The 24576-nt window shown below is 58.3% G+C and carries 20 protein-coding genes and 1 tRNA gene; 8 read left to right on the top strand and 13 right to left on the bottom strand.

From position 1 onward, the window contains the following. Window positions 1-25 precede the first annotated feature (25 nt). The 3 genes from ETAA8_RS09290 to ETAA8_RS09280 all read left to right on the top strand — a co-directional run bounded on the left by ETAA8_RS09290 (window position 26) and on the right by ETAA8_RS09280 (window position 2290). Entirely contained in the window at window positions 26-781 is a 756-nt protein-coding gene (locus ETAA8_RS09290; RefSeq protein WP_145087724.1) for an ABC transporter ATP-binding protein, read from the top strand. A gap of 83 nt (window positions 782-864) precedes the next feature. Beyond that, entirely contained in the window at window positions 865-1929 is a 1065-nt protein-coding gene (locus ETAA8_RS09285; protein ID WP_145087722.1) for a thiamine phosphate synthase, read from the top strand. 28 nt (window positions 1930-1957) lie between these two features. Beyond that, window positions 1958-2290 (top strand): hypothetical protein, encoded by a 333-nt coding sequence (locus tag ETAA8_RS09280; protein WP_145087720.1) that lies wholly within the window; start codon window positions 1958-1960, stop codon window positions 2288-2290. A gap of 463 nt (window positions 2291-2753) precedes the next feature. On the opposite strand, the gene ETAA8_RS09275 is transcribed toward ETAA8_RS09280, so the two are convergent. From ETAA8_RS09275 to ETAA8_RS09260, 4 genes are all read right to left on the bottom strand, one after another. Next, the gene (locus ETAA8_RS09275; RefSeq protein WP_145087718.1) at window positions 2754-4910 is read right to left on the bottom strand and encodes a mechanosensitive ion channel family protein; all 2157 of its coding nucleotides are present in this window, start codon (window positions 4908-4910) and stop codon (window positions 2754-2756) included. Between the two features lie 105 nt (window positions 4911-5015). Next, window positions 5016-6839: an apolipoprotein N-acyltransferase gene (lnt, locus tag ETAA8_RS09270; RefSeq protein ID WP_145087716.1), complete on the bottom strand. Its 1824-nt coding sequence runs from the start codon at window positions 6837-6839 to the stop codon at window positions 5016-5018. 66 nt (window positions 6840-6905) lie between these two features. Further along, the gene (locus tag ETAA8_RS09265) at window positions 6906-7751 is read right to left on the bottom strand and encodes a hypothetical protein (protein WP_145087714.1); all 846 of its coding nucleotides are present in this window, start codon (window positions 7749-7751) and stop codon (window positions 6906-6908) included. Between the two features lie 19 nt (window positions 7752-7770). Then, complete coding sequence (locus tag ETAA8_RS09260) at window positions 7771-8994, bottom strand: hypothetical protein (protein WP_145087712.1); 1224 nt, start codon at window positions 8992-8994, stop codon at window positions 7771-7773. 252 nt (window positions 8995-9246) lie between these two features. Between ETAA8_RS09260 and ETAA8_RS09255 the strand changes: the two genes are divergently transcribed. Together ETAA8_RS09255 and ETAA8_RS09250 are read left to right on the top strand one after the other, a co-directional pair. After that, entirely contained in the window at window positions 9247-10206 is a 960-nt protein-coding gene (locus tag ETAA8_RS09255; RefSeq protein ID WP_238397719.1) for a lysophospholipid acyltransferase family protein, read from the top strand. Next, window positions 10203-10514 carry a Rieske (2Fe-2S) protein gene (locus ETAA8_RS09250; protein WP_145087708.1) on the top strand — a complete coding sequence of 104 codons (312 nt, stop codon included), beginning with the start codon at window positions 10203-10205 and terminating at the stop codon, window positions 10512-10514. Before ETAA8_RS09255 ends, ETAA8_RS09250 begins: the two co-directional genes overlap by 4 nt. Before the next feature lie 34 nt (window positions 10515-10548). Here the strand turns inward: ETAA8_RS09250 and ETAA8_RS09245 are convergent, their stop codons facing one another. The 6 genes from ETAA8_RS09245 to ETAA8_RS09220 all read right to left on the bottom strand — a co-directional run bounded on the left by ETAA8_RS09245 (window position 10549) and on the right by ETAA8_RS09220 (window position 18963). Continuing rightward, a complete protein-coding gene (locus tag ETAA8_RS09245; protein WP_145087706.1) occupies window positions 10549-14556 on the bottom strand; it encodes an FtsK/SpoIIIE domain-containing protein in 4008 nt (1335 codons plus the stop codon). A gap of 147 nt (window positions 14557-14703) precedes the next feature. Beyond that, window positions 14704-16122, bottom strand: a complete 1419-nt coding sequence (locus ETAA8_RS09240; protein ID WP_145087704.1) for a hypothetical protein — start codon at window positions 16120-16122, stop codon at window positions 14704-14706. Window positions 16123-16308: 186 nt separating this feature from the next. Further along, window positions 16309-16833 carry a chemotaxis protein CheX gene (locus ETAA8_RS09235; RefSeq protein WP_238397718.1) on the bottom strand — a complete coding sequence of 175 codons (525 nt, stop codon included), beginning with the start codon at window positions 16831-16833 and terminating at the stop codon, window positions 16309-16311. A gap of 262 nt (window positions 16834-17095) precedes the next feature. Beyond that, on the bottom strand, window positions 17096-17995 hold the full coding sequence (locus ETAA8_RS09230) for a cyclase family protein (RefSeq protein ID WP_202921702.1): 900 nt from the start codon (window positions 17993-17995) through the stop codon (window positions 17096-17098). A 37-nt stretch (window positions 17996-18032) separates the two neighbouring features. After that, a complete protein-coding gene (locus tag ETAA8_RS09225; RefSeq protein WP_145087702.1) occupies window positions 18033-18683 on the bottom strand; it encodes a hypothetical protein in 651 nt (216 codons plus the stop codon). A 207-nt stretch (window positions 18684-18890) separates the two neighbouring features. Further along, window positions 18891-18963 (bottom strand) — tRNA-Ala (locus ETAA8_RS09220). Window positions 18964-19290: 327 nt separating this feature from the next. Between ETAA8_RS09220 and ETAA8_RS09215 the strand changes: the two genes are divergently transcribed. Then, the gene (locus ETAA8_RS09215) at window positions 19291-19857 is read left to right on the top strand and encodes a hypothetical protein (RefSeq protein WP_145087700.1); all 567 of its coding nucleotides are present in this window, start codon (window positions 19291-19293) and stop codon (window positions 19855-19857) included. A gap of 34 nt (window positions 19858-19891) precedes the next feature. Here the strand turns inward: ETAA8_RS09215 and sthA are convergent, their stop codons facing one another. Beyond that, a complete protein-coding gene (gene sthA, locus ETAA8_RS09210) occupies window positions 19892-21289 on the bottom strand; it encodes a Si-specific NAD(P)(+) transhydrogenase (RefSeq protein ID WP_145087698.1) in 1398 nt (465 codons plus the stop codon). A 458-nt stretch (window positions 21290-21747) separates the two neighbouring features. On the opposite strand from sthA, the gene aroF reads away from it, so the two are divergent. Then, a complete protein-coding gene (gene aroF, locus ETAA8_RS09205; RefSeq protein ID WP_238397717.1) occupies window positions 21748-22899 on the top strand; it encodes a 3-deoxy-7-phosphoheptulonate synthase in 1152 nt (383 codons plus the stop codon). A gap of 15 nt (window positions 22900-22914) precedes the next feature. Here the strand turns inward: aroF and ETAA8_RS35880 are convergent, their stop codons facing one another. Continuing rightward, complete coding sequence (locus ETAA8_RS35880; RefSeq protein ID WP_145087696.1) at window positions 22915-23205, bottom strand: type II toxin-antitoxin system RelE/ParE family toxin; 291 nt, start codon at window positions 23203-23205, stop codon at window positions 22915-22917. Further along, window positions 23195-23437, bottom strand: coding sequence for an addiction module protein (locus ETAA8_RS09195; RefSeq protein WP_145087695.1), 243 nt, complete (start codon window positions 23435-23437; stop codon window positions 23195-23197). The genes ETAA8_RS35880 and ETAA8_RS09195 overlap by 11 nt, the downstream gene beginning before the upstream one ends. Window positions 23438-23822: 385 nt before the next feature. Here ETAA8_RS09195 and ETAA8_RS09190 point away from each other — a divergent pair, with 385 nt between their 5' ends. Continuing rightward, entirely contained in the window at window positions 23823-24314 is a 492-nt protein-coding gene (locus ETAA8_RS09190) for a GNAT family N-acetyltransferase (RefSeq protein ID WP_202921701.1), read from the top strand. Window positions 24315-24576: the final 262 nt, after the last annotated feature.

Here is a 24576-nt window from a genome sequence, read left to right as displayed (position 1 = left end):
CTACTTGAAGAGAAATGAGACAGCCATGAGCACCGCAACGCCGCCTCTCCAACGAACCAAACCTGCTCCCAAGCCACCTGCCACTGCGAAAACGGCGGTCCTCGCCGCGAAGCAAGTGAAGAAAAGCTACTTCAAAGGCAAGCTTGAGGTTCCCGTATTGCGTGGCGTCGATTTCGCGGTTCAGCCCGGCGAGTTCGTCGCCATCATCGGCCAAAGCGGCTCGGGCAAGAGTACGCTGCTGCATCTGCTCGGCACGCTCGATGCACCAAGTGCCGGCGAGATCACGTTCGAAGGCAACCGCATCGATAACCTGCCGACGGCCTCGCGCGACGTGCTGCGAAACAAGTACTTCGGCATGATTTTTCAGTTCTATCACCTGCTTCCCGAGCTCTCGATGCTCGAGAACGTGCTGGCTCCGCTGATGATTTCGGACGGCATCTGGAAGTACCTTTGCAATCGCGGCAAGTACTCGGCCCGCGCCAAAGAACTGCTCGACATGGTCGGCCTTTCGCACCGACTCACGCACAAGCCCAAGGAACTCTCGGGCGGCGAGATGCAGCGCACCGCGATCGCCCGCGCATTAATGTCGCAGCCCAAAGTGCTGCTGGCCGATGAGCCAACCGGCAACCTCGATCAGCAAACTGGCGAAGAGATTCTCTCCCTGCTAAAGAAGCTGAACGAGGAACAAGGGCTCTCGATTATCATGGTCACGCACGATCAGGCGATTGCCCGCCAGGCTCATCGCATCGTGCGACTAGTCGAAGGCCGTGTGCAAGAGTAAGGTAGGGGTGATTCGTCGCCAGTCTAAACCACTCACCTTCTCGACCATCTTCCGGGCGCTCACGCTTCCGGCTCCAGAGTTGAATGACTCCTGCTGAACGTACTGCGGCGCTGCGCGCCATCGATGCCAACTTCAATCGCGCGGTGGAAGGCTTGCGCGTTGTGGAGGATCAGGCTCGCTTTGTCTTGAACGATGGCTTTCTCGCCGGCTCCTGCAAACAACTGCGGCACGATTTGACGACCGCTCTGCAATCCGTCTGCGGCAGCGAACAAGACCGCTATGCTGCCCGCGATACGCTGGCCGATGTGGGAACGGCGATCACCTCGCCCCAAGAAACCGAGCGACAGTCGTTGGCGCAATTGGCCGCCGCCAATTGGCAACGCGTCTCGCAGGCGCTGCGCGTGATTGAAGAGTTCGCCAAGCTTCTCGGCGTCAGCGGTTCTCCCTTCGAATCGTTTCGCTACCAAACCTATACGCTGGCCAAAGCCTTTGTGCTCAACGAGCGAAGCCAACAAACGTGGCTCGGTCGGCAGTTGTACGTGCTGATCGACGGTGAGTCGAGTGAAGCTGAATTTGCTAAACTCGCACAAACCCTGATTGAGGCCGGTGTGCATGTTTTGCAATTGCGCGATAAGCGTCTCGATGACCGCGCACTGCTCGCGCGGGGAATACATCTCCGCAAACTAATCGATGAAACGGCCAGTTCGGATCCGAAGCCGCTGTTCATCATGAACGACCGTCCGGATCTGGCGATTCTCACGCGGGCAGACGGCGTGCATGTGGGGCAGGACGAGTTGCCGGTGAGCGAGGTTCGTCGCCTCGTGGGAACGACGATGCAAATTGGCGTCTCGACGCATAATCTCACGCAGGCACGCGCAGCGGTGCTGGCCGGTGCCGATTATCTCGGCTGCGGGCCCACCTTTCCCAGCGGCACGAAACATTTCGCCGACTTCCCTGGCACGGCTTTCCTGCAGCAAGTTGCTGCCGAACTCTCGCTTCCCGCTTTTGCCATTGGCGGCATCACGCTCAGCAACTTATCCGCCGTTCAGGCAACTGGCTTCACGCGCGTGGCCGTCAGCGGTGTAATCAGCCAGAGCATTGATCCCGCGGCCGAGGTTCAACGACTGCTTGCCGCGCTCCGCAGTTGAAACAATTCCCTACACCATTTGACCAGTCATGATTCACACACACGAAACGGGCGAATGGGAAGAGGTTGCTCCAGCTGTGCAGCAGCGGCGGCACACGCTCACGATGAGTCCGGTGACGATGGAACAAGCCCTTGAGTTCACGGGCAGAATCAACACCGATGAGTACTTTGGCGTGCAGCCCGGGCATCTATCCATCGTCAAGTTGACGAATCGCGAAGACCACGCCGTTGTCATTGTGCTCGAACGCACTCTCCATTGGTGCCAGCAACGGCAGGAGGATGGTACCTATCAATTGCAGCCCGAATCTCGCGAATGCTGCAATTTTGCGATGGTTTTTGAGAAGCAGGCAGATCTCACTTAGGCATCGCGCCAAGAGAAACGATGTTCCGTAGCCAGTTACCTCACACGACCAGGTTACCTTCCGGCGCGAATCGTGTTTGACTTCAGTCGCGGGTCGCGGCACATCGCCAGGAGGTTTATCAACACCCCCCTTTTGAGGACATCAACTTTAAGTCGTGTCGCGACAACGAATTGCGATCAACTTTCAAGTTTCGAAATCATCCTATTTGTTGATTAACCTTTGTTGAACAATCACTGTGGTGTAGCTCGCCGCAGTTGTTGAATTCCCAGACTGCCAATAAACGGTTCTGCAGTGACAGCGCAAATAGTCGCCGCCGCGCAGGCGTACCCCTTCTACCAAGTTGCCAAAGGAGCCGCCAATATCATTACTATATAGTGACCAGTTGTCAAGCAACTGATATTTATATTTTTTGCGATGTATTAAACTATATAATCCAAGCGAATCGGCGAGTCGTTAGGCGGCACTAGGCTGCACGGCGCGGCAGATCGACGACGGAAGAGTCCGTGAGTGTTTCGCCACTTTGGAGGCCGTTAAAGTGCGATTCGTCGCGCAGGACGAATTGCTGCGGCATGGCGAGATCGATACCCAGTTCGGTAAAGCGGCGTTTGATCCGCCGTTGCAGTTCGCGCTTCACGGCCCACTGCTTGAGCGGACGAGTCTTGATGACGAACTTGATCGTCAGGCCGTTGCTATCGAGTTTGTCGACGCCCAGCATTTCCGGATCGTCGATAATCAGGCGGGCATATTCTGGTTCCTGCTTGAGCTCGCAGGCTAAATCGAGCAGCGTATTCATAATGCGGTCGGGATCTTCCTTGTGCGAGATACCCACATCGAAGACCGCACGCGACCAGCCATGCGTCATGTTCGAGACGCAATCGATCTTACCGTTGGGAATAAAATGGACGCACCCTTCGAGATCGCGGAGCACGGTCATGCGGAGCGTGATGCGTTCAACCTGGCCGGAAACTTCGCCAATCTTCAGCACGTCGTTGATCTTGTACTGATTCTCGAGCAAGATCACAAAGCCGTAGAAGTAATCGCGAATCAAATTCTGCGCACCGAAAGCAACGGCCAAACCGAGTACCGCAGCACCTCCCATCAAGGGAGCGACCGCGATGCCCGCTTCTTCGAACACCATGATGGCGCCACCGATGATGATGGTCAGCGAGGCTGCATTTTGAAACACACCAGCCAGGGTATTCACGCGAGCTTCGTTTTCCTCCGGCGCGCTGCGCGAGGTGCTTTGCACCATCAGATCGACGACGCGGCGCGTCGACAACTGCGTGACCTTATGCAAGGCATACATGATCGTGAGGATCATCGACAAGGTGGGGCCGTGGTTCAGCAGCCATTGAATCAGGTTCTGCAGTGAAAACGGATTCTTCAGTTGACCCAGCTTGGCCTCGGCCATCGTCAATTCGTTTTGCCGGGCCTTGGCGGCCTGCAGCGCCGCGAGTTCTTCGCTCTGCAAGGCAGTGAGCTCGCCTTGCAGTTCTTGCAGGCGATCCATGCGCGAACGGACTTCGTTGTTGGCGTCCTGAAATTGACGTTCGCTGTCGCTACGGCGGCTGGCGATCTCGGCGAGTTGATTTCCCATCAGGCCTTCGGCCGATTTTTTCTGATACTCATCTTCGGCAGCCAGGCGGCTTTGATTGGCAAGATCAGCTTTTTTGCGTCCCGCGGCCAGCAGTTTCTGTTCGATCGAAATGTTTTTCTCGAGCGCGGCCAATCGATCGGAAACGGTACGTACGTCTTGCTCGGCCTGAACGACGGCCTGCTGCTTGACATCGGCATCGGCTTTGGCTGCGATCATCTCTTGACTGGGCGGCTTTGCTTTCGGCTCATTCAGCCCCAGCGATGTCGCAATTCCCGCTGCGTCGGCTTGCGCAGATGTGGGCGGAGTCGTGACGGGTTTCGTGGTCGCTGCTGCAGTGGCAGCGGTCGGATCCGCTGCCTCGCCCATCGTCAGCGGTTTCGCGACTGTGGCCTTCGCTTCGACAACTTGCTTAGCTGGCGCGACGACCGGGGGCTCTTCACCGGTTAGTTTGTCGAGCGCCTGTCGATCTTGCAGCAGTTTATTCTCGAGCGCCGAGATTTGTTCCTGCAGAGTCTTGCGCGTGACGATGGCCAGGTCAAAACGTTCGCGGGAAAGCATCCAACTTTTCTCGGTGTCGACGAGCGCCACTTTCAGCTTGGCGGCATCATCAACTTCGCCGACTTCTAGCAGTTTTGCCAGCGCCGCTTTCTCTTGGGAAAACCGCTCCTCAAGCGCGCGAAACTCCCCCTCAGCCTTGTAGTATTCGCTGGATGGATCGGCAACTTCGCAGCGAAGTTCTTCCACCTGCTTTTCATTGCTGGCAATCGTCCGCTGCAAGCGAGTGATTAGTTCCGCTTCGGTGAGCGCGACCGGCGGTTGCGCGGGGACGACCTCGATCGATGGAGTTTCGCCGGGCTGAACGACTGACTTGACTGGCGACTTGCTCTCGGCCGCTTGAGCCAGCGCATTGGGTAACGGGACAACCTCTTGGCCGACCGTGTTGGCTGTTGCCAGCGCGAGGCACAGAAGCCAAGTCACGGTGGCGAAGTGAAACGGCGCGCGCCGCCGAGGAACCATCATCATCGAACTCAACCTTGCACAGAGCTAGCGGGACCGTAAAACCTGCTGAGTTCGTATAGCAATTGCAGTGCGGGTGAGCCACAGCAATTTGTCACTTAGTGCCAGCAGCTAGCGGCTCGGATTCTCAGCGGATGTTGCTGGCACCTTACGGTGCCAAACGCCGTAAAAAGCCACCGCCCAAGTCAGCGCGGCGCAAAGCCACGCAGCACTATCGCCCCAGAGGTGATAGGGACTTGTACGGCCGTCGGCGATGACATCTGCGACCAGGATCTTTGGTTCCCGCTTGGGACCACGCTGCAGCACGCGACCGTTGCCGTCGATGTGGGCTGAGATCCCCGTATTCGCGGCAATCACCACCGGTTTGCGATTCTCGATCGCGCGGAACACGCTGCAGCGGAAGTGCAGATCGAGAATCGAGCTGCCCCAGAACCAGCCGTCGTTGGTGACGTTCACAATCGCGTCGATGGGGCGCTGACTTGTCCGTTCCGCACCCAGAACTTGCTCGCGGATCAAATGGGGGACGGTACTCTCGAAACAGATGTTCGGCGACAAGTTATACCCCTTCACCGAAAGCGCGGCCGGTTGCTTACCCGTCGACATACCCGCGCCCATCGGAGTAAGCCCATAGAGAAAGGGGAGTAAGTCGGCGACGGGAATGAACTCACCAAACATCACGGCGTGCATCTTGTAATAACGGCCGGAGATTTGGCCGGTCGGGCCCGCCAGCAAAGCTGCGTTGTAGTTGTGGGCTATAGCTCCATCAGGTTTGTTCAGGTCGATGACCAGCGTCGTCGTGCCAAATAAGAACGACGTTCCAGTGACCGGCAGAATCGCCGTTTCACCGACCGTCCGTTTCTCCTTGGGTTTATTGATCGCCTTGATCGCGTCGCTGAGCGTTCCCTGAAACGGTTTCTCGGCTTCCGCAAAACGCTCGCGAACGGCAGCAACTTGGGGATCGTTGGCATTGATCACGGAACTCGCTGCCACAGCTTGATACTCGGGAATGGCAAACGCCGATTCGGGCCAAACCACTAGGTCGAGGCCCGTGTTGTCTGCAACAGCTTCGCTCGTCAACTTGCCGTAGTGCGTGAAGTTTTGATTCACACGTTCGTGAAAGTCCTGATCGAACCGCGTATCGAGCGAGCCCTGAATGAGCGCGACTTTAAGGGGCGGTCGGTTGCCAGCGGGTGGGCGTTCTTGCAGGCGATAGTAGCCATACCCCACCGTTGCCATTAGCAAGGCAAGCGCAGTGACAACCGGCCAAACTGGAAGTTGAAGAAAGCTGCGGTTTGACTGCGAACCCGTTTCATCACCAAGAACGAACCACCGCTTGGGCAGCAACTGGGCAATGGCGGCCGCGCAGAGCATCATGACAAAGCTCAGGGTGTAAGCACCCCCCAGGTCGGCAATCTGCAAGAGAACCGGAAGTTCCGTTTGCGTATGCGCGAGCAGACCGCAGGAGAAGCCAGAAATTAAATGCCCGCGAAATAGTTCGAGGCCGACGAACACAATCGGTGCTGCCAGAAATAGCGGCCAGCGGAGTTGCTGGACCGCCACTCGCGCAATGCTGATGAATAGCACCAAATAGACAGCCAGATAGGCCGACAGCGCGAGCCAACCGCCATACAGGGCTGGATGCGCCAGGCGAATCCCTTGCAACATTAGCAGCCAATGCACGAAGCCGGCGAACCAGATCTGTAGGTAGGGCTTGGGGCCGAGCAACTTCGGCTGGCGAATCAGTATCAGCCACGGAACCGGCGCGAGCCAGGCGAGCGGCCATAAATCGAGCGGTGGAAACGAGGTCCAGAGCAAGAGAGCACCGAGAGTAGCAACGGGCAGCGGCCACTGCCACCAACTTGTCGCAGGCTTAGTCTCCGCGCGCCGGGTTGGTGCCACGGCGACCTTCGGCTGCTTCAGGGAAGGCGCTTTCACGAAAACAACATCCTTGCACGCAGAGCGAATCGCTGGCCACCACTAGCCAGTTGACGATAGTTCATTCTACTGCAAACGGCTCGGCAGCAGGATGTTTCCTGCCGGCGGTCCCGAGGGAGCGGGCAACGATTCAGGACTGCGCGGTTGCCAGGCGGGAATCGGTGGCGGTTCACCGGAAGGACGAACGTTGCCCGGAGGAATGCTCTCGATGGGGAGCGATCCCGCGGGGAGTTCGCCTTGGCTGATTACAGCACCCGCATTCCCGGGGCCAATTGCCGGCACATTCAGCCGCGCGCGAATATCGGCGAGCAGTTTCTGCTCCAGCGAACAATCGCGGCCAATCGGAATCCACCCCAGCGATACGCTGTAGCGCCCGGGCAGACCTTCGCGACGAACCAGCGTACCGTCGTACCGCATTGTCGCTCCACCAGCAGTGGCATGCTCTGGCTTATCGAGGTCTTCCAGTTCCTTCTGCACCACCAGGTCGACCAGGCTCCCGCCTTCGGTCGGAATCAATCGTAGGGTCGCTTTACGCCGAATCGATTGCAGCGTGGCGTGCAACTTTTCATAGCCGGGAGTGCTGTCGCCACGCCACGGCTCGAGCAACGTCGAACCGATTTGTGGAAACGTATCGATACGACCTTCGGTAAGGATGCCGCCGATCAAACGCACGCGTTCTTCGCGCTCGATGCGAAAATGATCGTCCAGCGAATCGACCAGCTGACTCCAGACAAATTCGGGATCGAGCGGCGGCAGAAAGAGCGGGTTATCGACCGGCCCAGCTGGGGCACCGTACAGCGCACTTTGATCGACACCCCGCAGCATGCCCTTGCAACCCGTCAGGCAAAACGCCAACGCAATCCACGCCAGGGCGAGGAAAATGAATTGGCGATGATGCAGGGGTGAGAGCATGGACGTAGCGGTGAGTGTGTTAGTAACGACCGCGCGAAACAGGATTAGTAGAAACGGAACCAGCTGCGTTGTTTTGAAACTTATCGGCTGGTCCGTTCGGAATGCGGCGCGAATACTCAATCAGCATCAGGGCATCGCTGCGGCTGCCGCGACCTTCGAGCGGACGAAGGAATGCCAGCGCACCGCCCGTTTCGCCCGTGGGACTCGCCACTACTCCGCACGAGAGGAGTAGAACCTGGTCGGCAGGCCAGCGAAATCGTTCAGAAAGTCGCCAACTGACCAGTTGAGGGACTTGAATCTGAGACCGCTGCGTCTGACCACCGACGACGACATCGAACGGGACGTTGACGAGCTTTTCCACCTGGTCGATCGTGCATTTGAATTGGGCATCGACCGTGCGACCATCGAGCGACATCAGCGGACTCAGTTCCAGTTTGAAGCCTTCGTCGACCGCGCCAGCGACTGGATCGTAACCCGACCAGCCATCGGGCCGAACCTTCAGCCACCGGGTGTAGTTGCGAGCCTGTGTTTGCGACAGTGGCAACGATTGGCCATGAATCACCGACTGCGAAATCGACATCAGTTCTTTGTAGTCGGCCCGTTTCTTGAATTGATCGAGGAGCACCGTGGCATTCTCGTGCGAGAGGAGCCAGGCATCGACGCCCGAAGATTGCACATCGACGGGCTTGAGCAGCGATACCGCATGCGAACGCCAACTGGGATTGCTAATGGTAATGATCCGCAGTTTGAGGGTTTGTGTCTGCGGATCGCAGCCGACGAACCGTTCGACCACATCGCGCACAATCGCTTGCACTTCTTGCGTGTGATAAACCCGCAGCGTGCTGCTATCTGCGCTCAGGACACCGAGCGGCGTGCTGAACCAGGTCTCGGTGCCGGTCTCGCGGAGGATCCAATCGATAACGGCCTGCTCTGGCTTGGCCACATCCTTGATGCGCGACGTATACGGTGTCAGGTCATATTCGCGCCACACCTGCCCGTGCTGATTCGGCAGTGTGCCACTTCCTTTACTCACTTTCAGCCCACTCAGACCATCGCGAGGTTGCACAGGTTGCAGAGCTGATGACCCGCCGGGGAGTTGCTTCTTAATCTCGTCGAGTGGCTGCGGCGCTGACGGCAAAGTTGTCGTGGGTTGAAAGGGAGAATTCGTCTGCGCACGCGCAGCCAGTGCATTGCCCAGCAACAGGCACATTGCCACAGCGGCGGGCGCGAGCGTGCGAAACATAAAGAGCCATCCTTGGCAAATTGCTCGTCGGGAACAAACATCCGTCAGCACGAAAGGGTTGCGCGATCCTTGCGCAGGAACCTCTGAGCGGGCGGGAGTATAGAAGCGACGCTCGCCAAGGGCTAGATGAATTGCCGGCCGGATTCATCCGGTGCTAGCTACCCAGATTCGACCTTTGCTTGCCGCCCAGATCGTGCAACAATTGCCGCCGCTGCCGACCATAGCCTCTTCACGCGCGCGAAGGATCGTTCCGTGAGTATCCGCCGAGCTTTCGATTACCCACTGTACCTCTTGGTGCGAATTATCATCGCCGTGGTGCAAGCGGTTCGGATCGAAACCTGCGTGTCGGCGTGCCGGGCGCTGGCCTGGCTGATGTTCGACGTCGTCAAGCTGCGGCGGCAATTGGTGGACGAGAATCTCGCCCAGGCTTTTCCCGAGAAGTCGCTCGCCGAGCGAAACGAAATCGGCCGTGGCATGTGGGTCCATCTGCTGACGATGGTCTGTGAGATTGCCCATGCCCCCCGCAAGATCCACTCCACCAACTGGCGCAAGTACATCAAACTGCAACGTGGTCGCGAATTCGTTGGCAGTCTGCTGCTTGCCCGGCCGCGCGTGCTCGTTACCGCCCACTTCGGCAATTTTGAAGTCGCCGGCCTGATGAGCGGCATGCTCGGTATCAGCACCTTCACCGTCACGCGTACGCTGGATAATCCGTATCTCGACGAGTTCGTCCTCCGCTTTCGCGAGTTGAACTGGCAGTTCATCCTGCCCAAAAATGGCAGTGCGAACCAGGCAGATACGGTGCTCAAGAACAAAGGTGCCCTGGCCCTCCTCGGCGATCAACACGCTGGGCCCAAAGGCTGTTGGGTCGACTTTTTCGGTCGCCCCGCTTCGTGCCACAAGGCCCTGGCCCTGTTCACACTGCTGAGTGATGCGCCCATGATTCTGCTCTATTGCAAGCGACGCGATAAACCGTTGCATTTTGAATTGGGACTGGCCGATATCGCCGACCCGCAAGCGCTGCCGAAAGATTGCACCGACGTGAAGCGGCTCACGCAGTGGTATAATCGCGTGCTGGAAGATGAGATTCGCAAAGCCCCGGATCAATACTGGTGGCTGCACCGCCGCTGGCGCGATCCGCCCCAGCGAGCCCGAGCCAAGGCTTCCCTCCGGGACGCAGCAACTCCGACTGAACGACGCGACGCCGCATGAACTGGATAACGATTGCCCAAGTCAGCGATTGTCCCCCGGGGTCGTCGCGCGAATGCATTGCTGCCGGGCACATCGTCGCCCTCTTCAATGTCGACGGTCAGTTCTATGCCCTCGATGGACTTTGCCCGCATCAGGGTGGACCGCTGGGCAAGGGCCGACTCACGGGCTGCGTCGTCACTTGTCCTTGGCACGGTTTTCAGTTCGATGTCACCAGCGGCCAGCATCAAACCAGCAAGTCGCTCGTGCATGCCTCGTTCCCCGTCCGCGTGACTGGGGATGAAGTGCAGGTAGGAATTGAAGAGCCTTAAGTTGCCGCGGAAATTGTTCACGCTTGCAAACGGCCTATGAAGTGCGCAGCCGCTTCACCTCGGCCAGCCATTCGGACGTCGGCAAACCATAGGGTCGGAACTTTTCCGCCATCCCTTGTTCTTCACTATGGAAGAGCGCCAAATGCGGACCAAGCTTGCTGGCCGCGGGGCTGTCCATCAGATGGCTCGAATCGCTGGCGCTCATCTGGAAGAGGACGCGATACTCAAGATCGCGGAGCGTGTTGCGATCGAGCCAGCGCGTGACGTTGGTGCAGTTGTCGCTCCAGATGAGCGTATGCACGCCAACCGCCGGGCCTTCGCGCAGCAGGTTGATGAACTGTTTATCAATGCTGCCGCCCCCTTCGTCGTCGTTGAAGCTGAAGTCGTCCGACTTCTTTAATTTGCGGAAGCGAGCCAGATCGTAGACGACGAGAAACAGCGGCGGCGAGATCTGATCGCCCGCTGCCATGCGGCGCTCGACTTCTTCGGCCAGTTTCTTAATCACAACATCGGAGTCGCGCACATTCACCACGCTGGCCGACAAATCCAACTGGCGAACGAGCCGCTCCCAAAAGCCCGCTTCAGGTGAATCGGGACGCGTGCCATCGAGAATGTAGAACGAGGGCGTTCTGGTTTCAGGTGCCTGCGCCGGCAAGGCAGCCGCCAGCGCGATCACGCTATTCGCCATCACGCCGAGCGACAGTTCCTCCTGCTGACCAACGACGAGCAGATTTGCACCCGCTTGCCGGCGGAAAGCAACATCGGTGGGGTCTTTGATGGCTACGGCAGCCCCCAGCCAAGCGCGCGGGCCCGAAGCGGCGACAGCAGAAGCAGGATTTTGGAGCAACTCCACTAGCTGACGATTCTCGCGCGGGTCTGCAGCTTCGTTTCCTTCGAACACGGTGAGCGATCCAGCCGAGACGTTCCGCTCTTCGGCCAGTGCGTGCAGTTGCTTGAGATATCCTTCGCGTTCGTGGTCCGAGAGCCACACGACTTGGAACGGATGATTTCCTTCGAGCAGACCGTTGGCATCGTTATAGATCGCTTCACCCGGGCGATTGAGGAGCCGGGCCGCACTGTTGTCTTCGCTGAGGATTAAGTGAGCATCGGACTCGCTGCACTGAAGTGCGATACGGACGGCCATTTGTCCCAGCGTACTTCGCGCCAGCGAATAGGCCCCGGCCAATGTTTGTGAGCCGAGCAGCACGTGAATACCAAACGCACGGCCCTGGCGCACCAGCCGGTCGAGCAGCAGCGAGGCATTGTGCGAGATCTTGTCGTCCGAAGTGAAGAACTCCTGAAATTCGTCGATGACGAGCAGAATCCGCGGCATGACAGCCGTCGGGTTCGCGTTCCGATAGCCGCGCAGATCCTGCACCGTATGCTTCCGGAACAGATCGCCCCGGTGCCTAAGTTCCTGATCGAGCCGTTCCAGCACGCTCATGCCAAACTCGCGCTCGCTCTCGATGGCGATGACGCGAGCGTGCGGCAGTCGCTGGGCAGCATACGCTTTGAATTCGACCCCCTTCTTGAAGTCGATCAAATAAAACTGCAACTCGTTGGGCGAGTAGTGAATCGCCAGGTTCGTAATCAGGGCATTCAGCAGCGTCGATTTTCCCGAACCCGTCTTACCGGCAATTAGCACATGCTGAGAAGTTCCCCTCCCCAGTCGCATCGACTGCATCTTCTTCGCGCCTGCTCGACCGAGCGGAACTTCAATTTCTTCCCGGCTATCGCGCGACCACCAATCCGCAAACGGCGGCAGTGCCGATCCGAAGGGAACCTCCACCCGGGCGTTCGCTTTTGCTTGCGCACCGATGGTGCGAATCATCTGCGTCAGGTGTTCGTCGTCCGGAGGTTGCTCCATCAGCAATGGCAGCGGGTTCAAGTCAGGCTGTTTCCAGCGGAACGTCTTGGTCGCTTCGTCCCACACCAGCGTGGCGGCCATCCCTTCCAGATCAGCCAAGTCGAAATTCGGCGGCAGCTTCAGGCGGCGATCGGTGCTGATGAGCGTATAGACGCCGCAGCGCGAACCGCTGGCCGCGATGCTGACGAGACGCCGGGCTGCTTCTTCGGAAAAATTGGCGGGGAAATTGGCAATGACCAGAATCTGATACGGTTCCGCAACTTCGCCCGCTTGCAGGTTGTACTCCTGGATCGAAGCGAACTCGTTGCGCAGATACTTCTGAATCACCTTCTCCATGTGCTCGGTCAGGTCAGAGAGCCGCTGCGTGATGTGTGCGCTTTCGGTCCAGATGCGACTGGCCACCAGCCGTTCGTCGTAATCGGCCAGGTGCATGAAGGCCGAGAAATTTTGCCCGAGCCCGACCGGATCGATGACCGTGAACCGGACCTTGCCCGGCGGCAACGACGTCAGCATTCGCAGCATCACATTTCGCAGCACACTAGCCGCTGCATCGCGGCCGTCTCCTTCGGCTTCGAGCAGCAGCGACGGAACCTGCGGGTAAGAAATGACGGCGGGAAACTCGCAGGCCGAAGGGGGCAGCTTGAACTCTTCGCTGTTGGGCACGCCGCCGGGGAGCGCGGCGGGATCGAAGGTATAGCGGCCGAATCGCAGGGCAGCGAGATCGCTGCCGGGCTGAGCCGTGGTCGCGGTCGCCTGGAACTTCTCGTCGGCGATCAGCTTGTCCCAACTGGGAAAGCGGTCGTCGCAATACTCATTCATTTCGCCCAGGACTTGTTCGAAATGAGCCAACCCTTGTTTCCAGCGCGCAGCCAGATCTTGCCACTGTTGGGCGAACGATTGCAACTCAGCCGTCCGATCATGCCGAAACGATTCGCTCAGTTCGACAAGCTGCCGCTGGAAATCTTCCTCCAGCCGGTCGATCTCCGGCGGAGCCTGCTGCTCGATAGTGAGCAGGCTCCCTTCGTGCTGTTCCTCAATCGAAGTCCGCTTGCCCCGATACTCGACCGACGCCTGCTGCGTGACTTTGCGATTGCGAGAAATTTCCGCTTCGTGCGTTCGTTCCCACTCGGCATAGGCCGCTTCCATGTTGTCGTCCCGCCGCTCGGTCAACTGCCGCAGTTGACGCTCGGCTTCTGCCTGGGCCGAACGGAGCGCTGCTTGCACGAACGACCGGGCTTCGGAAATCGCCAGTTGAAATTCGCCCGTCAAGCGCTCGGCATGTCGCCGGGCAATCGGCTTGAGCACCTGCAGCGTGCCAATCGACAGCACGATCGGCAGGATGATCGCCACCGCTAACGACGCCACCAGCGCAGTACCGGTGATGATCGACCACAGCCACAGCCCGAGCACGATCGCCAGAAACAGCACGAGTGAAAACAGGAAGATCAGGAACGGCCAGCCATCTTCCAAAAACTTCGCGACCCGCTCCTGCTTCAGTTCGTACGACTTGCTCCCCGCGTACGACAAGCTCCCCGCAATCCGTTCGAAGTACGAATGCTTCGGCAAATTCTCGGGAACCGTGGGCAGGGGCGGAAACTGTTCGGGCCATGCACAGCGGCGTCGCACGACGGCTTGGGCATCGTTCACGATGGCCGTGATCTGCACTTCCACCTGATCGGCCTGCTGCTTGAAGCGGCCCAACTCCACCTTGGGAATGACCTCGGCTTCTTTAAAGCTCGCCTGGATCTGGTCGCGCCGATGCTGCAGCAAGTTGCGAGCATCTTCGATCGCCTCGGTGTGCTGCGCCCTCTCTTTTTGTTGAAAGCGATCTTCCTCGACTAGGACTTTTTGTCCCGCGGTCTCATACTTCAGCAGGAGCGAATCTCGCTCCGATCTGAAATCACCAATTCGCGTTGCGTGCCGGTTCTCGAACTGCGCAATCAACTGATTCCGCTGCTGTTCGTACCGCTGAAAAATGGCTGCCAGCCGAGTCTGATGCCGCTCGTGAATCTGCACTTCTTCGCGCGCGCGCTCGGCCACTAATTGCGCCAGGCGGGTGATCAATTGCTGCTGCTGTTCGGTCGTGATGCGGGCGATAGTCACAGCGAAAGTACTTTCTATTGCTGCAGCCTCTTCCTTCTGGCCGATTTGCCCCGCCCCGCGCCACGCGGTCATCAAACCAAACGGTGGCCCGGGCGAAATCAAGAAGAATCATTCAGAAGAGAGCCGTCAACCCAATGTTATCCCGAGCCCTGGCTGGCGGCTATCGGCATCCATTGGCAGAGTGGTGATTTCGCCCGCGATTTAAATTCGCTCGAAGGCCTAACGAAACGGCTTCCACTCGGGGCGTGTGGCCGGCGCTGGAGCGGTGGGAGATGCCGACGACCGCGGTGGGGGGGGCGTCAGGAGCGAAGAAGATTCGCTGCCAGGCTGATCTTTGCTGGCCATTGCCGGCTGTTGTGAGCCAGGCTCTTGAATCAGTTGCGACTGGGGCAGGGCGCTCATTTCAGGTGCAGGCATCGCAGCGGGGGGCGGCGCGACTTTCGTTAAATCGCTCTGCACTGCCGGGGCTGGCAACGGTGGATTAACGTCAGACAGGGTCGCCTTGGGTTTGGCTGCGGCCGCGGGACTGCTCACGATGGGCGTGCTGGTAATCGTCGCACGCGGGCGATCGCCCGGCCGCGGCGTCCAACGCTGCGAGGCTTGAGCCGCAGGATTTAGTAGCAGTTCGTGCTGGGCTTCAACTTTGCGACCATCGGCCGTTTCGAAGCGGACGAATAGTTTGACTTGATTCGATTCAGGCACGCGGCCGGGCCAAGGTAATTGCAAATGAATGCCGCGCGCGGAACTGCTGCGGCTGATTCGCTGGCTGGCCAATTGTTCGTCGAGATCCCAGCGCGCCAGTCTCGCCGCATCGCCCTCCTTGGTTGGGTCGAGCACCACAATCGAAACGGGGCCGGCGTGCGGCACGAATTGTCCTGACTGATTCCGCGGTTCGAAAACAAGCGATAAACCGTCGTCACCAGGAATTTGATCCAGGTTCGCGCCCCGCGTCAGGAGCGGATTAAGAAACAGATGCGTTACCTTCGCATCGACCGGTTCCGGCTCCACTTGCGAGGGCTGCGCCGGCGGCGGTGGCAATTCCGCGGGCTGAGATTGCTCGAGAGCCGGCGGTGCATCGTCCAGAATGTGCCGCGGCGCTTTCGGCGCGGAGGGCAACAGCGGCAAAGAGTTCTCCGCCGGCTTTTGCGACGAAACGTTGCTGCTCGGTGACCGGCCGGCTGCGCCACTCCGAAAATTGGCCGGAGGAATTCCTCGTGGCGGCAAGGTGGGGGCTGGTGCCGGCATGCTGGCTGGCGGTTGAATCGACGGTGCAGGGCTTGCGTCCGGTACTTCGATCGCAGGGATGTCGACGCTCGGCGGGCTTAAATCGGGGCCGCTGCGGCCCGAGGAACTGCCGCGTGGCGAACTGCTCTCTGGCGAACGAATGATTCCCAGCGGACCCGGGCGGCGTAGCGGCTTTTCGCCGCGTAGCAGTCGCTCGTTATCCTCGCGCAGTTGTTCGACTTCGTCGCACAGCTGGCTGTTCTCTTTTTCGAGTTCGTAGCTGTACTGTTCGAGTTCGCGATATTCGGAGTTCACTGCTTCGATGTGCCGATTCACATACGGCATCTGGCACCCAGCGAGCAGCAGGGCTGCAGCGGGCAATAGAAACCAAAATGCGAACGGCGACTTAAGCAACGAACGACTTTCAGCGGGTGATGAGTATTTTGCTGAGAACCGGCAGGCTCAAAACGAACACAATCTGGCCCTGCAGATCTGGAAACCTGCAAGGCGGTCGGTGATGTAGCAAAACCGCCAGAGTGGCGAAAGATCAACCGCGAAAAATAGCTGGCGATGCTGGCATTCTTTGGCAGGCGTTCGATCCTACAACCGCAGCAGCGAGATGCTGACCTGCAGCAACCGGTCGTCGAGCACCAACGATTGCTCGTCGGCATGTTCGAAGGTGACGCAGACGAATTCCAGGCCGCGGGCATAAGCAATTTGATAGCCCGTACCGACGATCACCGAGGGAATCGTAATGTGCGAGAAACTCCAAGGTGTGCCTGCCAGCGAAGACTTGATGCCGCCGACGATCAGGTTCGTGATTTCCCCAGCACCATCGACCACCTGTGCCGTCAACTGACCAAAGCGATCTTGCAGCAGACCTTCGACCGCGCGAATGGCAACGCGCTCGGCCAGGTTCACAGTGATGAAGCCTGATACGCGTCCATGCACACCGATCAGGCCGGTGATCTTGCCCACTTCACGTCCCGGGACAATCGACACGCCCACACAGCGGGCCTGCGTACCACACATCATCAGGGCACTCTCGACCGAACCACGCAGCGCGCGGACCAGATGCGGATCGGCCATTTCCAGCGGGACTTCTGCTTCAGCAATCATCGCCATGGGCGGCCTGCCTCTAAAAATCGGCTCTAAAAATCGGCTCTGAAGAGTTCGCTATCAATTGCTGCGCCTGAACATCTGAACCGCCAAAAGCGCTGGCACTGCGGCAATAAGTCTTTTCGCCCAAGCGAGGGGCCTCGCATCACGCCCGAGCGAAAGATTCACTTGGCGGTAGCCGGCGATTCACTCCGGGGCTGGCAAACTCTAGTGAAGGTAGCGATCGTGCGGGCAATTGCCGACCAGTCTCAACAGCTTGTCTCGTTCTTCATTCACGCACGATGGCGATCATTCGCAGCGGACCGCCACTTCCCCCGGCAATTTTCATGGGCAGTGCAATCACCAGCGACTTCTCCGCCGGCAGCTGATCGAGATTCATCACGTTTTCGAATATGGGCACATCGTGCCCGCATAAGATTACGTGAGACTCGAACTGACTCGATTGGCCATAATCGATGCTCGCGGTGTCGATGCCAATCGCCTTGATCTGCCGGTGCTCCACGAGCCACTTGGCCGCTTCGGGCGCAAGCCCGGGAAAATGCAACTGCGAGACAGCCTCCGGCCCAAAGGCTGCGGTACCCAGGTACTTCAATCGGTCTGGCCAATGCTTGCTCCACCCCGTGCGCAGCAGCACGATGACCTGGTCGAACTGGCGGTTGTGCCGTACTTCCCAGTCGCGCAAATCGGCGACTCCAATGAGATAGTCCGGATTGGCTCGACACTGCTCCGTCACATCAACAACGGCCGCTTCGCCAAGCAAACGCTGCAAATCGATTTGCTCGGCTGTGTCGTGGTCAGCAGCGAAGTGAATCGGCGCGTCGAGATGAGTTCCACCATGTTCGGCAGTCGTGAATCGATTGGCGGCGTAGTAATAGCCTTTGGAAGTGACGCCGTTGTTCCCTTTTTCGAAGCGAAACCCCTGTTCGGTTGGCCAGTAGATTGTGTCGGCATCGAACGCATAACTCAGGTCAACGAGCTTACCTTCGAGCGGAGATTGGTTCGTGCTGTCACCTTGCGCACTCTTCGCGTTGCCCGCAACTGCTTCGGTTGATTGCGTTCCAATCGCGGTCGTCGGCCCCACTGTCAGTTCGGCCGAAGTACTACAGCCCGCCAACAGGGCTGCGAGCCAGAATTGGCGATTCCAAAGTTGTGGATTCTCGCGATGCACGACTGGCTCCTCTTCACCCTGCCTGTTGGAATCAACCTCACCAAAACCCCTGCCACTTACTTTGCTGACTGGAGGCAGTCAGACTGCTGTTGCCGTAGACACTGCTGCACGCGGACGAGGTAGCCCAAACGGTTTTGCCAGTTGCGCTTGTCAGGCCCACCGCGTCGAGACAGGGCCAGGGTGACTTGCCGACGCTATCGACGTGGATCTTCACTCGCTGGACCGCTGGAAGCGATTTCGGCACCGGCACTCGGAACAGTCCGGTTCGCGCCGCAGCTGGGGTGGGGTCGGTTCCTTTCCAGATGCTCGTTTCGTTACCCGCACGGTCGACCACCAGCACTTCCTTAACACAGCCCACGGCGTAAGTCTCGTACAGATCGATGGTGGATGCTGCCACAGCGCGGTTGAAACCGACCTCTACCCAATCTGCTCCGTTGGAACCCAGCGGGCACCACGATTTGCCAGCGGTCCCGGTCGGATCATCGGGCGCGCCGAGAATGTCTGCTGCACCCCACAACGATTGCGCGGCAGGAGCGTATGTCTGTTCCAACTTTTGCAAACGGACTTCGAAGCGCTGCCGGTCGTTCCACCAGGCGATCGCCATCCCGATGACCAGCATCAGCCACAGCAATGTCCCCAGGTTGAACTGCAAACGATACCACGGACGAGAACGGACTGGATCGGTCATGGGCAGCCTCTGAGTGGCAAGAGGCCATTATTCTTCAACTCGGCAGCGCGAAGCAAGCACTATCACCCCGCCGCGCACGAAGGCGTTCATCGTGGGCGACAACTTCTAACACTAAGCCCCAGACAAGATTGCCCAGGGTAGTTGAGAAGCCAACCAGAAAAGGCTTCTCTCGCAACCAAACCTGTCGCGAACAAGACTTCGAAATAGTGGACGTGATGGGAGTTGAACCCACGACCTCTGCATTGCGAACGCAGCGCTCTCCCAACTGAGCTACACGCCCTCGACGGACAACCTGAAATATAGCACACGGCTTTCTAGGGGTGTAGAGGCGATTTCGCCGAGTGAGGTTCGGCCAGCGGCTTCGGTATTTGCCGACCGGACCGCGAAAAAACGCCACCAATTTCAACCTAAACGTCCAACATCGCGTCCCTTAATTAAACACTCACCCCCAGCCAAACCCGAGAGAAACGCACACCACTGTTCAACTATGGGCGCCTTAATTCAACACCCCCCTTTTGCGGTTTGGCGTTGCTATAATAGGCCGAGGTGTGCCGTCAAGAATCCAGCCGGCCACAGTGTCGATCCTCATAAAAAAGTACTGTGTCCCATGACCATGAAGCACCTGCACGCGGCGGTTGCCTTCGTCCTGTTCGTCACTCTTGCCACGGATTTCGGCAGTGTGTCGTTGGCTCAGCAAAGGGATCAGGGCGCGGAGGTACCGCAGGCGATCGAAGCGGTGAAGCCCAGACTAAGCGTGTTCCGGCTGGGTGCCAGTCGAGACGAAATCATCGACAAGTACGGACAGCCGACCAAGACAGTAACGTTCGCCTCGGGTATCGAAAGTCTCCACTTTCAGCACAGCCCTGAAATTCGCTTGCTCGTGGAAGTGTCTCCGACCACCAAGCGAGTCATCCAGATCTACTACAAGAAGAAGACGCCCTTCACGAATGTCCAGATCAGCGAACTGCTGAACCGCAATGCTGAGGGATCGTTGTGGTACGCGGCGGAGTCGGGCAGCGGCACCTATCACCGACTCGACGGCGGACATGCACGGTCCAACAAGATCGAAGACGAGCACCAGTTTGCCGTCCTCGCCGGCAGCGAAATTCGCGGGCGTGACGCAATCGCCGCCGAACAAAAGAAAGCCGAGGAGTCGCTCAAGGAAATCGAGTGACTGAAGCGACTTCCTTTCATTCTGCCTTCTGCCTTTAGAACAGCCGGTTGTAGCCATTCAGCGCAGCCACGCGGTACGCTTCGGCCATCGTGGGATAGTTGAACGTGGTGTTAATGAAATACATCAGCGTGTTGTGGGGCGGGGGCTGCATCATGATCGCCTGGCCGATGTGAATAATTTCGGCTGCATTCACACCGAAGCAATGGACACCGAGGACTTGCAGCGTTTCGCGATGAAACAGCAGCTTGAGCATGCCGACGCGGCGACCCGTGATCTGGGCGCGGGCCAGGCTCTTGAACTGGGCATGCCCCACTTCGTAAGGCACTCCTTCGGTCGTTAGTTCTCGCTCGCTCTTGCCGATCGAGCTGATTTCCGGGCTAGTGTAAATGCCCGTGGGAATGTCTTTCGCTAATAGGCTGGCGCATTCGTCGCCGTTGATGTGCAGCACCGCCGCGCGCCCTTGCATATAGGCTGCGCTCGCGAGAGCCGGATAACCGGTGACGTCGCCGACCGCGTAGATGTTGGGAGTCGAGGTGCGGTACGACTCGTCGACGGCCAGTTGCCCGCGCGAGTCGGCCTTGAGCCCGACACTTTCGAGCCCCAGTCGGTCGGTGTTGCCCGTGCGGCCGTTGGCCCAGAGCAGGATATCGGTCTTCAGCTTTTTGCCACTCTTAAGATGCAGCACCACGCCGTCGCTCAGTCCTTCGACCTTCTCGTAAGCTTCGCCGTGGCGAATCAGCACGCCCGTTTCGCGCAGATGATAACTGAGCGCGTCGCAGATTTCATCGTCGAGAAACTCCAGCAACTGCTGCCGCGTGTTGACCAGGTTGATCTTGCAACCGAGGTTGCGAAACATCGACGCATACTCGCAGCCCACCACTCCCGCGCCATACACGGTAATGGTCTTGGGTGTGGCTGGCAGGTTGAGAATGGTATCGCTATCGAAGATGCGCGGATGCTTGAAATCGATATCTGGTGGCCGATACGGCCGGGCACCCACGGCCAGGACGACATGCGCGGCAGTGATCTTTTCGACGAGCCCGCGGGCATCGCTGATTTCGACCGTGTGTGGATCGATGAACTTGGCTTCGCCGTGAATCAGGCGGGCATCGTTCTTGTCGTAAAATCCGCGGCGCATGTCTTCTTGCAACTGAATGACATTTTCCGCAGAGCGGCGCAGTTGCGGAAACGTCAGCTCGAGGTTGTAACCCGCATCGCGCAGCAGGCGATTGCTGTTCACCTCGAGCAACTGAAAAATCGCAAATCGCAGCGCCTTGCTGGGAATCGTTCCCCAGTGCGTGCAGCCGCCCCCTACGCGATGAAAGCGTTCGACGACAGCAGTCCGCAGGCCTTGCTTGACTGCCTGCATGGCCGCCCCTTCACCGCCGGGACCCGTGCCAATTACCAGCACATCGACATCGTACTGCGTCATTGCTGACTAACCTCTCCCTGCAAGCTGCCCGCACCGCACCAACTGGAGCTCGTACGAGCGTGGTTCCCTCCGCCTCAGCCTCTTATCATATCTTGTGAAGTCCACTTTGCGGACGGCAGATCACTTTCGTGACCCAATCGCGAAACCAGCACGTTCCTTCACCGCAGCGATTCAAAAAACGGCTTTCTTCCGAGAAAATTTCCGTCTCACTCTTGAAAAGCGGAATCCGAGGACGATAATGCCGCTTATGAACAAGTTCGTGCGCGGATATTGGCGGTTTTATTTTACCGGGTTCATCCCCGGGGCCGCGGAGACTGCGTAAAAGCTCGTTCAGTAGCAAAACCATCTCAAAGCCCCGAGGGACCAGCCGGTCGCTCGGGGCTTTTTTGTTGGCTAGGGCGATATTTTCCGGTTGAGTCTGTGAGGGGAATGCCTTCGACCATCCGGAGTCTGTCGCCATGACTGCTATTGTTGCTCGCCCGCGAGAAAATCGCCGTAGCGAAATTCGTGTCACCTTGGAATCGATTCACCAACAACTGCAACCTTTGGCTGCAGCGATTGACTACCACATTCCCTCTCTGCCGGAGCTGTTTTCGATGATCATTGTCATGGAACAAGGGGCCACCCCCGAGCAAATCAAACACATGATTGAACGGGTCGAATCCTTTGGCCTGAAAGCCCACCCCATCACCGGCACCGAACGAACCGTGATTGCGGCCATCGGCGAAAAGCGAACCGAAATGAAAGAGGCTCTCGCCAGCGGACCAGGTGTCGAGTCGGTGATGCCGATTCTGGCTCCTTACAAAGTGGCCAGCCGCGAAGTGAAGAAAGACTCCACTCAAATTCGCGCGCTGAACTTGAAGGTGGGTGCCGGTTCGATCGGCATTATGGCCGGCCCTTGTTCGGTCGAGAGCAAAGAGCAGATTCTCGCCTGTGCCCATGCCGTGAAAGCGGCCGGTGCCACTTCGCTCCGCGGTGGTGCCTACAAGCCGCGAACCAGTCCGTATGCCTTTCAAGGGATGAAAGAAGAAGGGTTGAAGTTGCTGGCCCTAGCTCGCGAGCAAACCGGGCTGGCGATTGTGACCGAGATCATGTCGACCGAAGAAGTGCCGCTGGTGGCCTCGTATGCCGACGTGCTGCAAATCGGCGCTCGCAACATGCAGAACTACCGCCTGCTCGAAGCAGTGGGCAAGGCCAACAAGCCGGTGCTTCTCAAGCGCGGTCCCTCGGCCACAATGGAAGAGTTCCTCCTGGCCGCCGAATACATCCTCAACGAAGGCAATCCGAACGTAATGCTCTGCGAGCGCGGCATTCGCACCTTCGAAGCACATACGCGGTTCACGTTGCCGCTGGCTTCGGTCCCGTACCTGCATCACAAGACGCACTTGCCCGTCGTGGTCGACCCCAGCCACGGAACTGGCCACACCTATCTGGTGCCCGACATGGCGGTCGCTTCCATCGCCGCCGGTGCGGATGGACTGATTCTCGAAGTACACCCCGATCCCGAACGGGCGCTCAGCGATGGCTACCAATCGCTGAACTTCAAACAGTTCGACGAGACCATGTCTCGCTGCCGGACGGTGGCGACGGCACTGGGAAAGACGCTGTAGAAGATCAATATGAATTTAGACGCGGCGACGCCAGTATCCTGGCCGCCGCTTGTGGTGAGCGATCGCAACGATGCGAATCTTTCCAGCAATGGCGAAAAAGATAACGCTGTATGGGAATCGAATCAGTTCGCAGCGTTGACACTTTGCGAGTGTTCTGGAGAATCGCTTTGGTTCGTCGGCTATTTTCCGAATCGCGGCATCAATCTCCGCCGAAAACCTGAGTGCAGCTTCAAAACTTTGCTGCCCGTACCACAAGAGCGTTTCGTCGAATTCTGCCTTTGCGGCTGAGTCGAACTTAACGATCATGGGAGCGTTTCAAGCGTTCAAGGGCTTCGTCGCGCACCGTTTCCCACGGAATCAAAGTTGCGGTTCCATCCTCAATCGCTGCAACTCGGCGTTCCAGCTCTTCTTTCCATTCAGGATGCAATTCAGATCCTGGTTCTTCCGGCAGCGTTTCGCACAACGCATCGATGAGCCGTACACGCTCTTCTTCGGTCAGTTGCTGGGCACTGGCAAGCACACTATTAAAGTCGACCATCGTCAGGGATCCTCCGCCCGCAATTATAGCCAGCCGTCGGGATTGGCTTCCAGCGAGGATTTATCCCCACGCTCTTCAGCACATGACCGATTGCCTCAGCGCTGCAGCGCACCAAGCCAAATCGTTCGTAGTATTCGGCCGACATTGCGTTCGCGGTCTGCAAACCGAGTGACTGAAAACTGCAGTTCGTGGCGTTCGCCGAAGCGGTGCCCGGAGACGCATGAGAACACCTCCTTGGTTCTCAGTAATCTGACCAATTTCAGAGAATTCACCAAGCCTAACTCCTCGGCGTGATGAACCACTAATGTCGGAGTCATGGATTCATCACGCCCCGCAGTCGATACTGAGTCAGGTGATACCCGCGCGGCAGTTGGCGAGAATGCGTATGAAGATTCGCAAGGCGACCGTTTCCGATGCGCCGGCGCTGGCGGCATTGAATCAGGGCATGCAGGAGATGCACGCACAGGCCTTCCCCGACAGGTTCAGGCGTGATACCCCTGCCGAAACAATGGAGCGCGCCGTCGCGGCCATGATTCAATCACCCTCGTCCTATTGGCTCGTGGCGGAAGAGGATCGGCCTGTGGCGTTTCTCAGTGCCGAGTTTCGGGATCGCGAAGAAAGTTGGTGCCTGGTGCCCCACCGCATCTGCTATCTGGCCGGGATCATGGTATCGCCTCGCTTCCGCCGCCAGGGAATTGCCCGGTTACTTCTTGCCGAGTTGAAACGCGAAGCCGAAGCGCGCGGCGCAAACTGGATCGATTTGGATATATGGGCGTTTAATGAGCAGGCACGGGAGGCGTTTGCCAGCTTGGGATTTCGCACCGTGATGGAAAAAATGATGCTCGCAGCGGACAAGCCAAGCGAATTGCCCCAGTAATCGCCTGCTGTGGATTAGACTCCGAGAGTTCTAGGCATACTGCTCCTAGAGGTTTGTCACGTCTTAGTTTTCGGGTCGACCGACTTGAGTTTGCAGCGAGCGTCATCGATTTTTAGTTGCCAATCGACGCCGCGCTGGGTGTTGTTTATTTCGGTGGACCAGCAAGTGACATCCGTCGTCAGTTCGTGGAGTTCCCCGAAGCGTCGCCTGGAGATGCATTGCCGAGTGAGCGAACTACCACGCAGTGCCCTTCAATGGGGAA

It is taken from the genome of Anatilimnocola aggregata (genome assembly GCF_007747655.1).
GTDB classification, from domain to species: domain Bacteria; phylum Planctomycetota; class Planctomycetia; order Pirellulales; family Pirellulaceae; genus Anatilimnocola; species Anatilimnocola aggregata.
This window is presented reverse-complemented; position numbering and strand designations above follow the sequence as displayed.

Coding starts and splice junctions, on each gene's coding strand:
- ETAA8_RS09290 (WP_145087724.1), top strand. CDS start 26: ATGAGCACCGCAACGCCGCCTCTCCAACGAACCAAACCTGCTCCCAAG.
- ETAA8_RS09285 (WP_145087722.1), top strand. CDS start 865: ATGACTCCTGCTGAACGTACTGCGGCGCTGCGCGCCATCGATGCCAAC.
- ETAA8_RS09280 (WP_145087720.1), top strand. CDS start 1,958: ATGATTCACACACACGAAACGGGCGAATGGGAAGAGGTTGCTCCAGCT.
- ETAA8_RS09275 (WP_145087718.1), bottom strand. CDS start 4,910: ATGATGATGGTTCCTCGGCGGCGCGCGCCGTTTCACTTCGCCACCGTG.
- ETAA8_RS09265 (WP_145087714.1), bottom strand. CDS start 7,751: ATGCTCTCACCCCTGCATCATCGCCAATTCATTTTCCTCGCCCTGGCG.
- ETAA8_RS09260 (WP_145087712.1), bottom strand. CDS start 8,994: ATGTTTCGCACGCTCGCGCCCGCCGCTGTGGCAATGTGCCTGTTGCTG.
- ETAA8_RS09250 (WP_145087708.1), top strand. CDS start 10,203: ATGAACTGGATAACGATTGCCCAAGTCAGCGATTGTCCCCCGGGGTCG.
- ETAA8_RS09245 (WP_145087706.1), bottom strand. CDS start 14,556: ATGACCGCGTGGCGCGGGGCGGGGCAAATCGGCCAGAAGGAAGAGGCT.
- ETAA8_RS09235 (WP_238397718.1), bottom strand. CDS start 16,833: ATGGCGATGATTGCTGAAGCAGAAGTCCCGCTGGAAATGGCCGATCCG.
- ETAA8_RS09225 (WP_145087702.1), bottom strand. CDS start 18,683: ATGACCGATCCAGTCCGTTCTCGTCCGTGGTATCGTTTGCAGTTCAAC.
- ETAA8_RS09215 (WP_145087700.1), top strand. CDS start 19,291: ATGACCATGAAGCACCTGCACGCGGCGGTTGCCTTCGTCCTGTTCGTC.
- sthA (WP_145087698.1), bottom strand. CDS start 21,289: ATGACGCAGTACGATGTCGATGTGCTGGTAATTGGCACGGGTCCCGGC.
- aroF (WP_238397717.1), top strand. CDS start 21,748: ATGACTGCTATTGTTGCTCGCCCGCGAGAAAATCGCCGTAGCGAAATT.
- ETAA8_RS35880 (WP_145087696.1), bottom strand. CDS start 23,205: ATGATCGTTAAGTTCGACTCAGCCGCAAAGGCAGAATTCGACGAAACG.
- ETAA8_RS09195 (WP_145087695.1), bottom strand. CDS start 23,437: ATGGTCGACTTTAATAGTGTGCTTGCCAGTGCCCAGCAACTGACCGAA.
- ETAA8_RS09190 (WP_202921701.1), top strand. CDS start 23,823: ATGAAGATTCGCAAGGCGACCGTTTCCGATGCGCCGGCGCTGGCGGCA.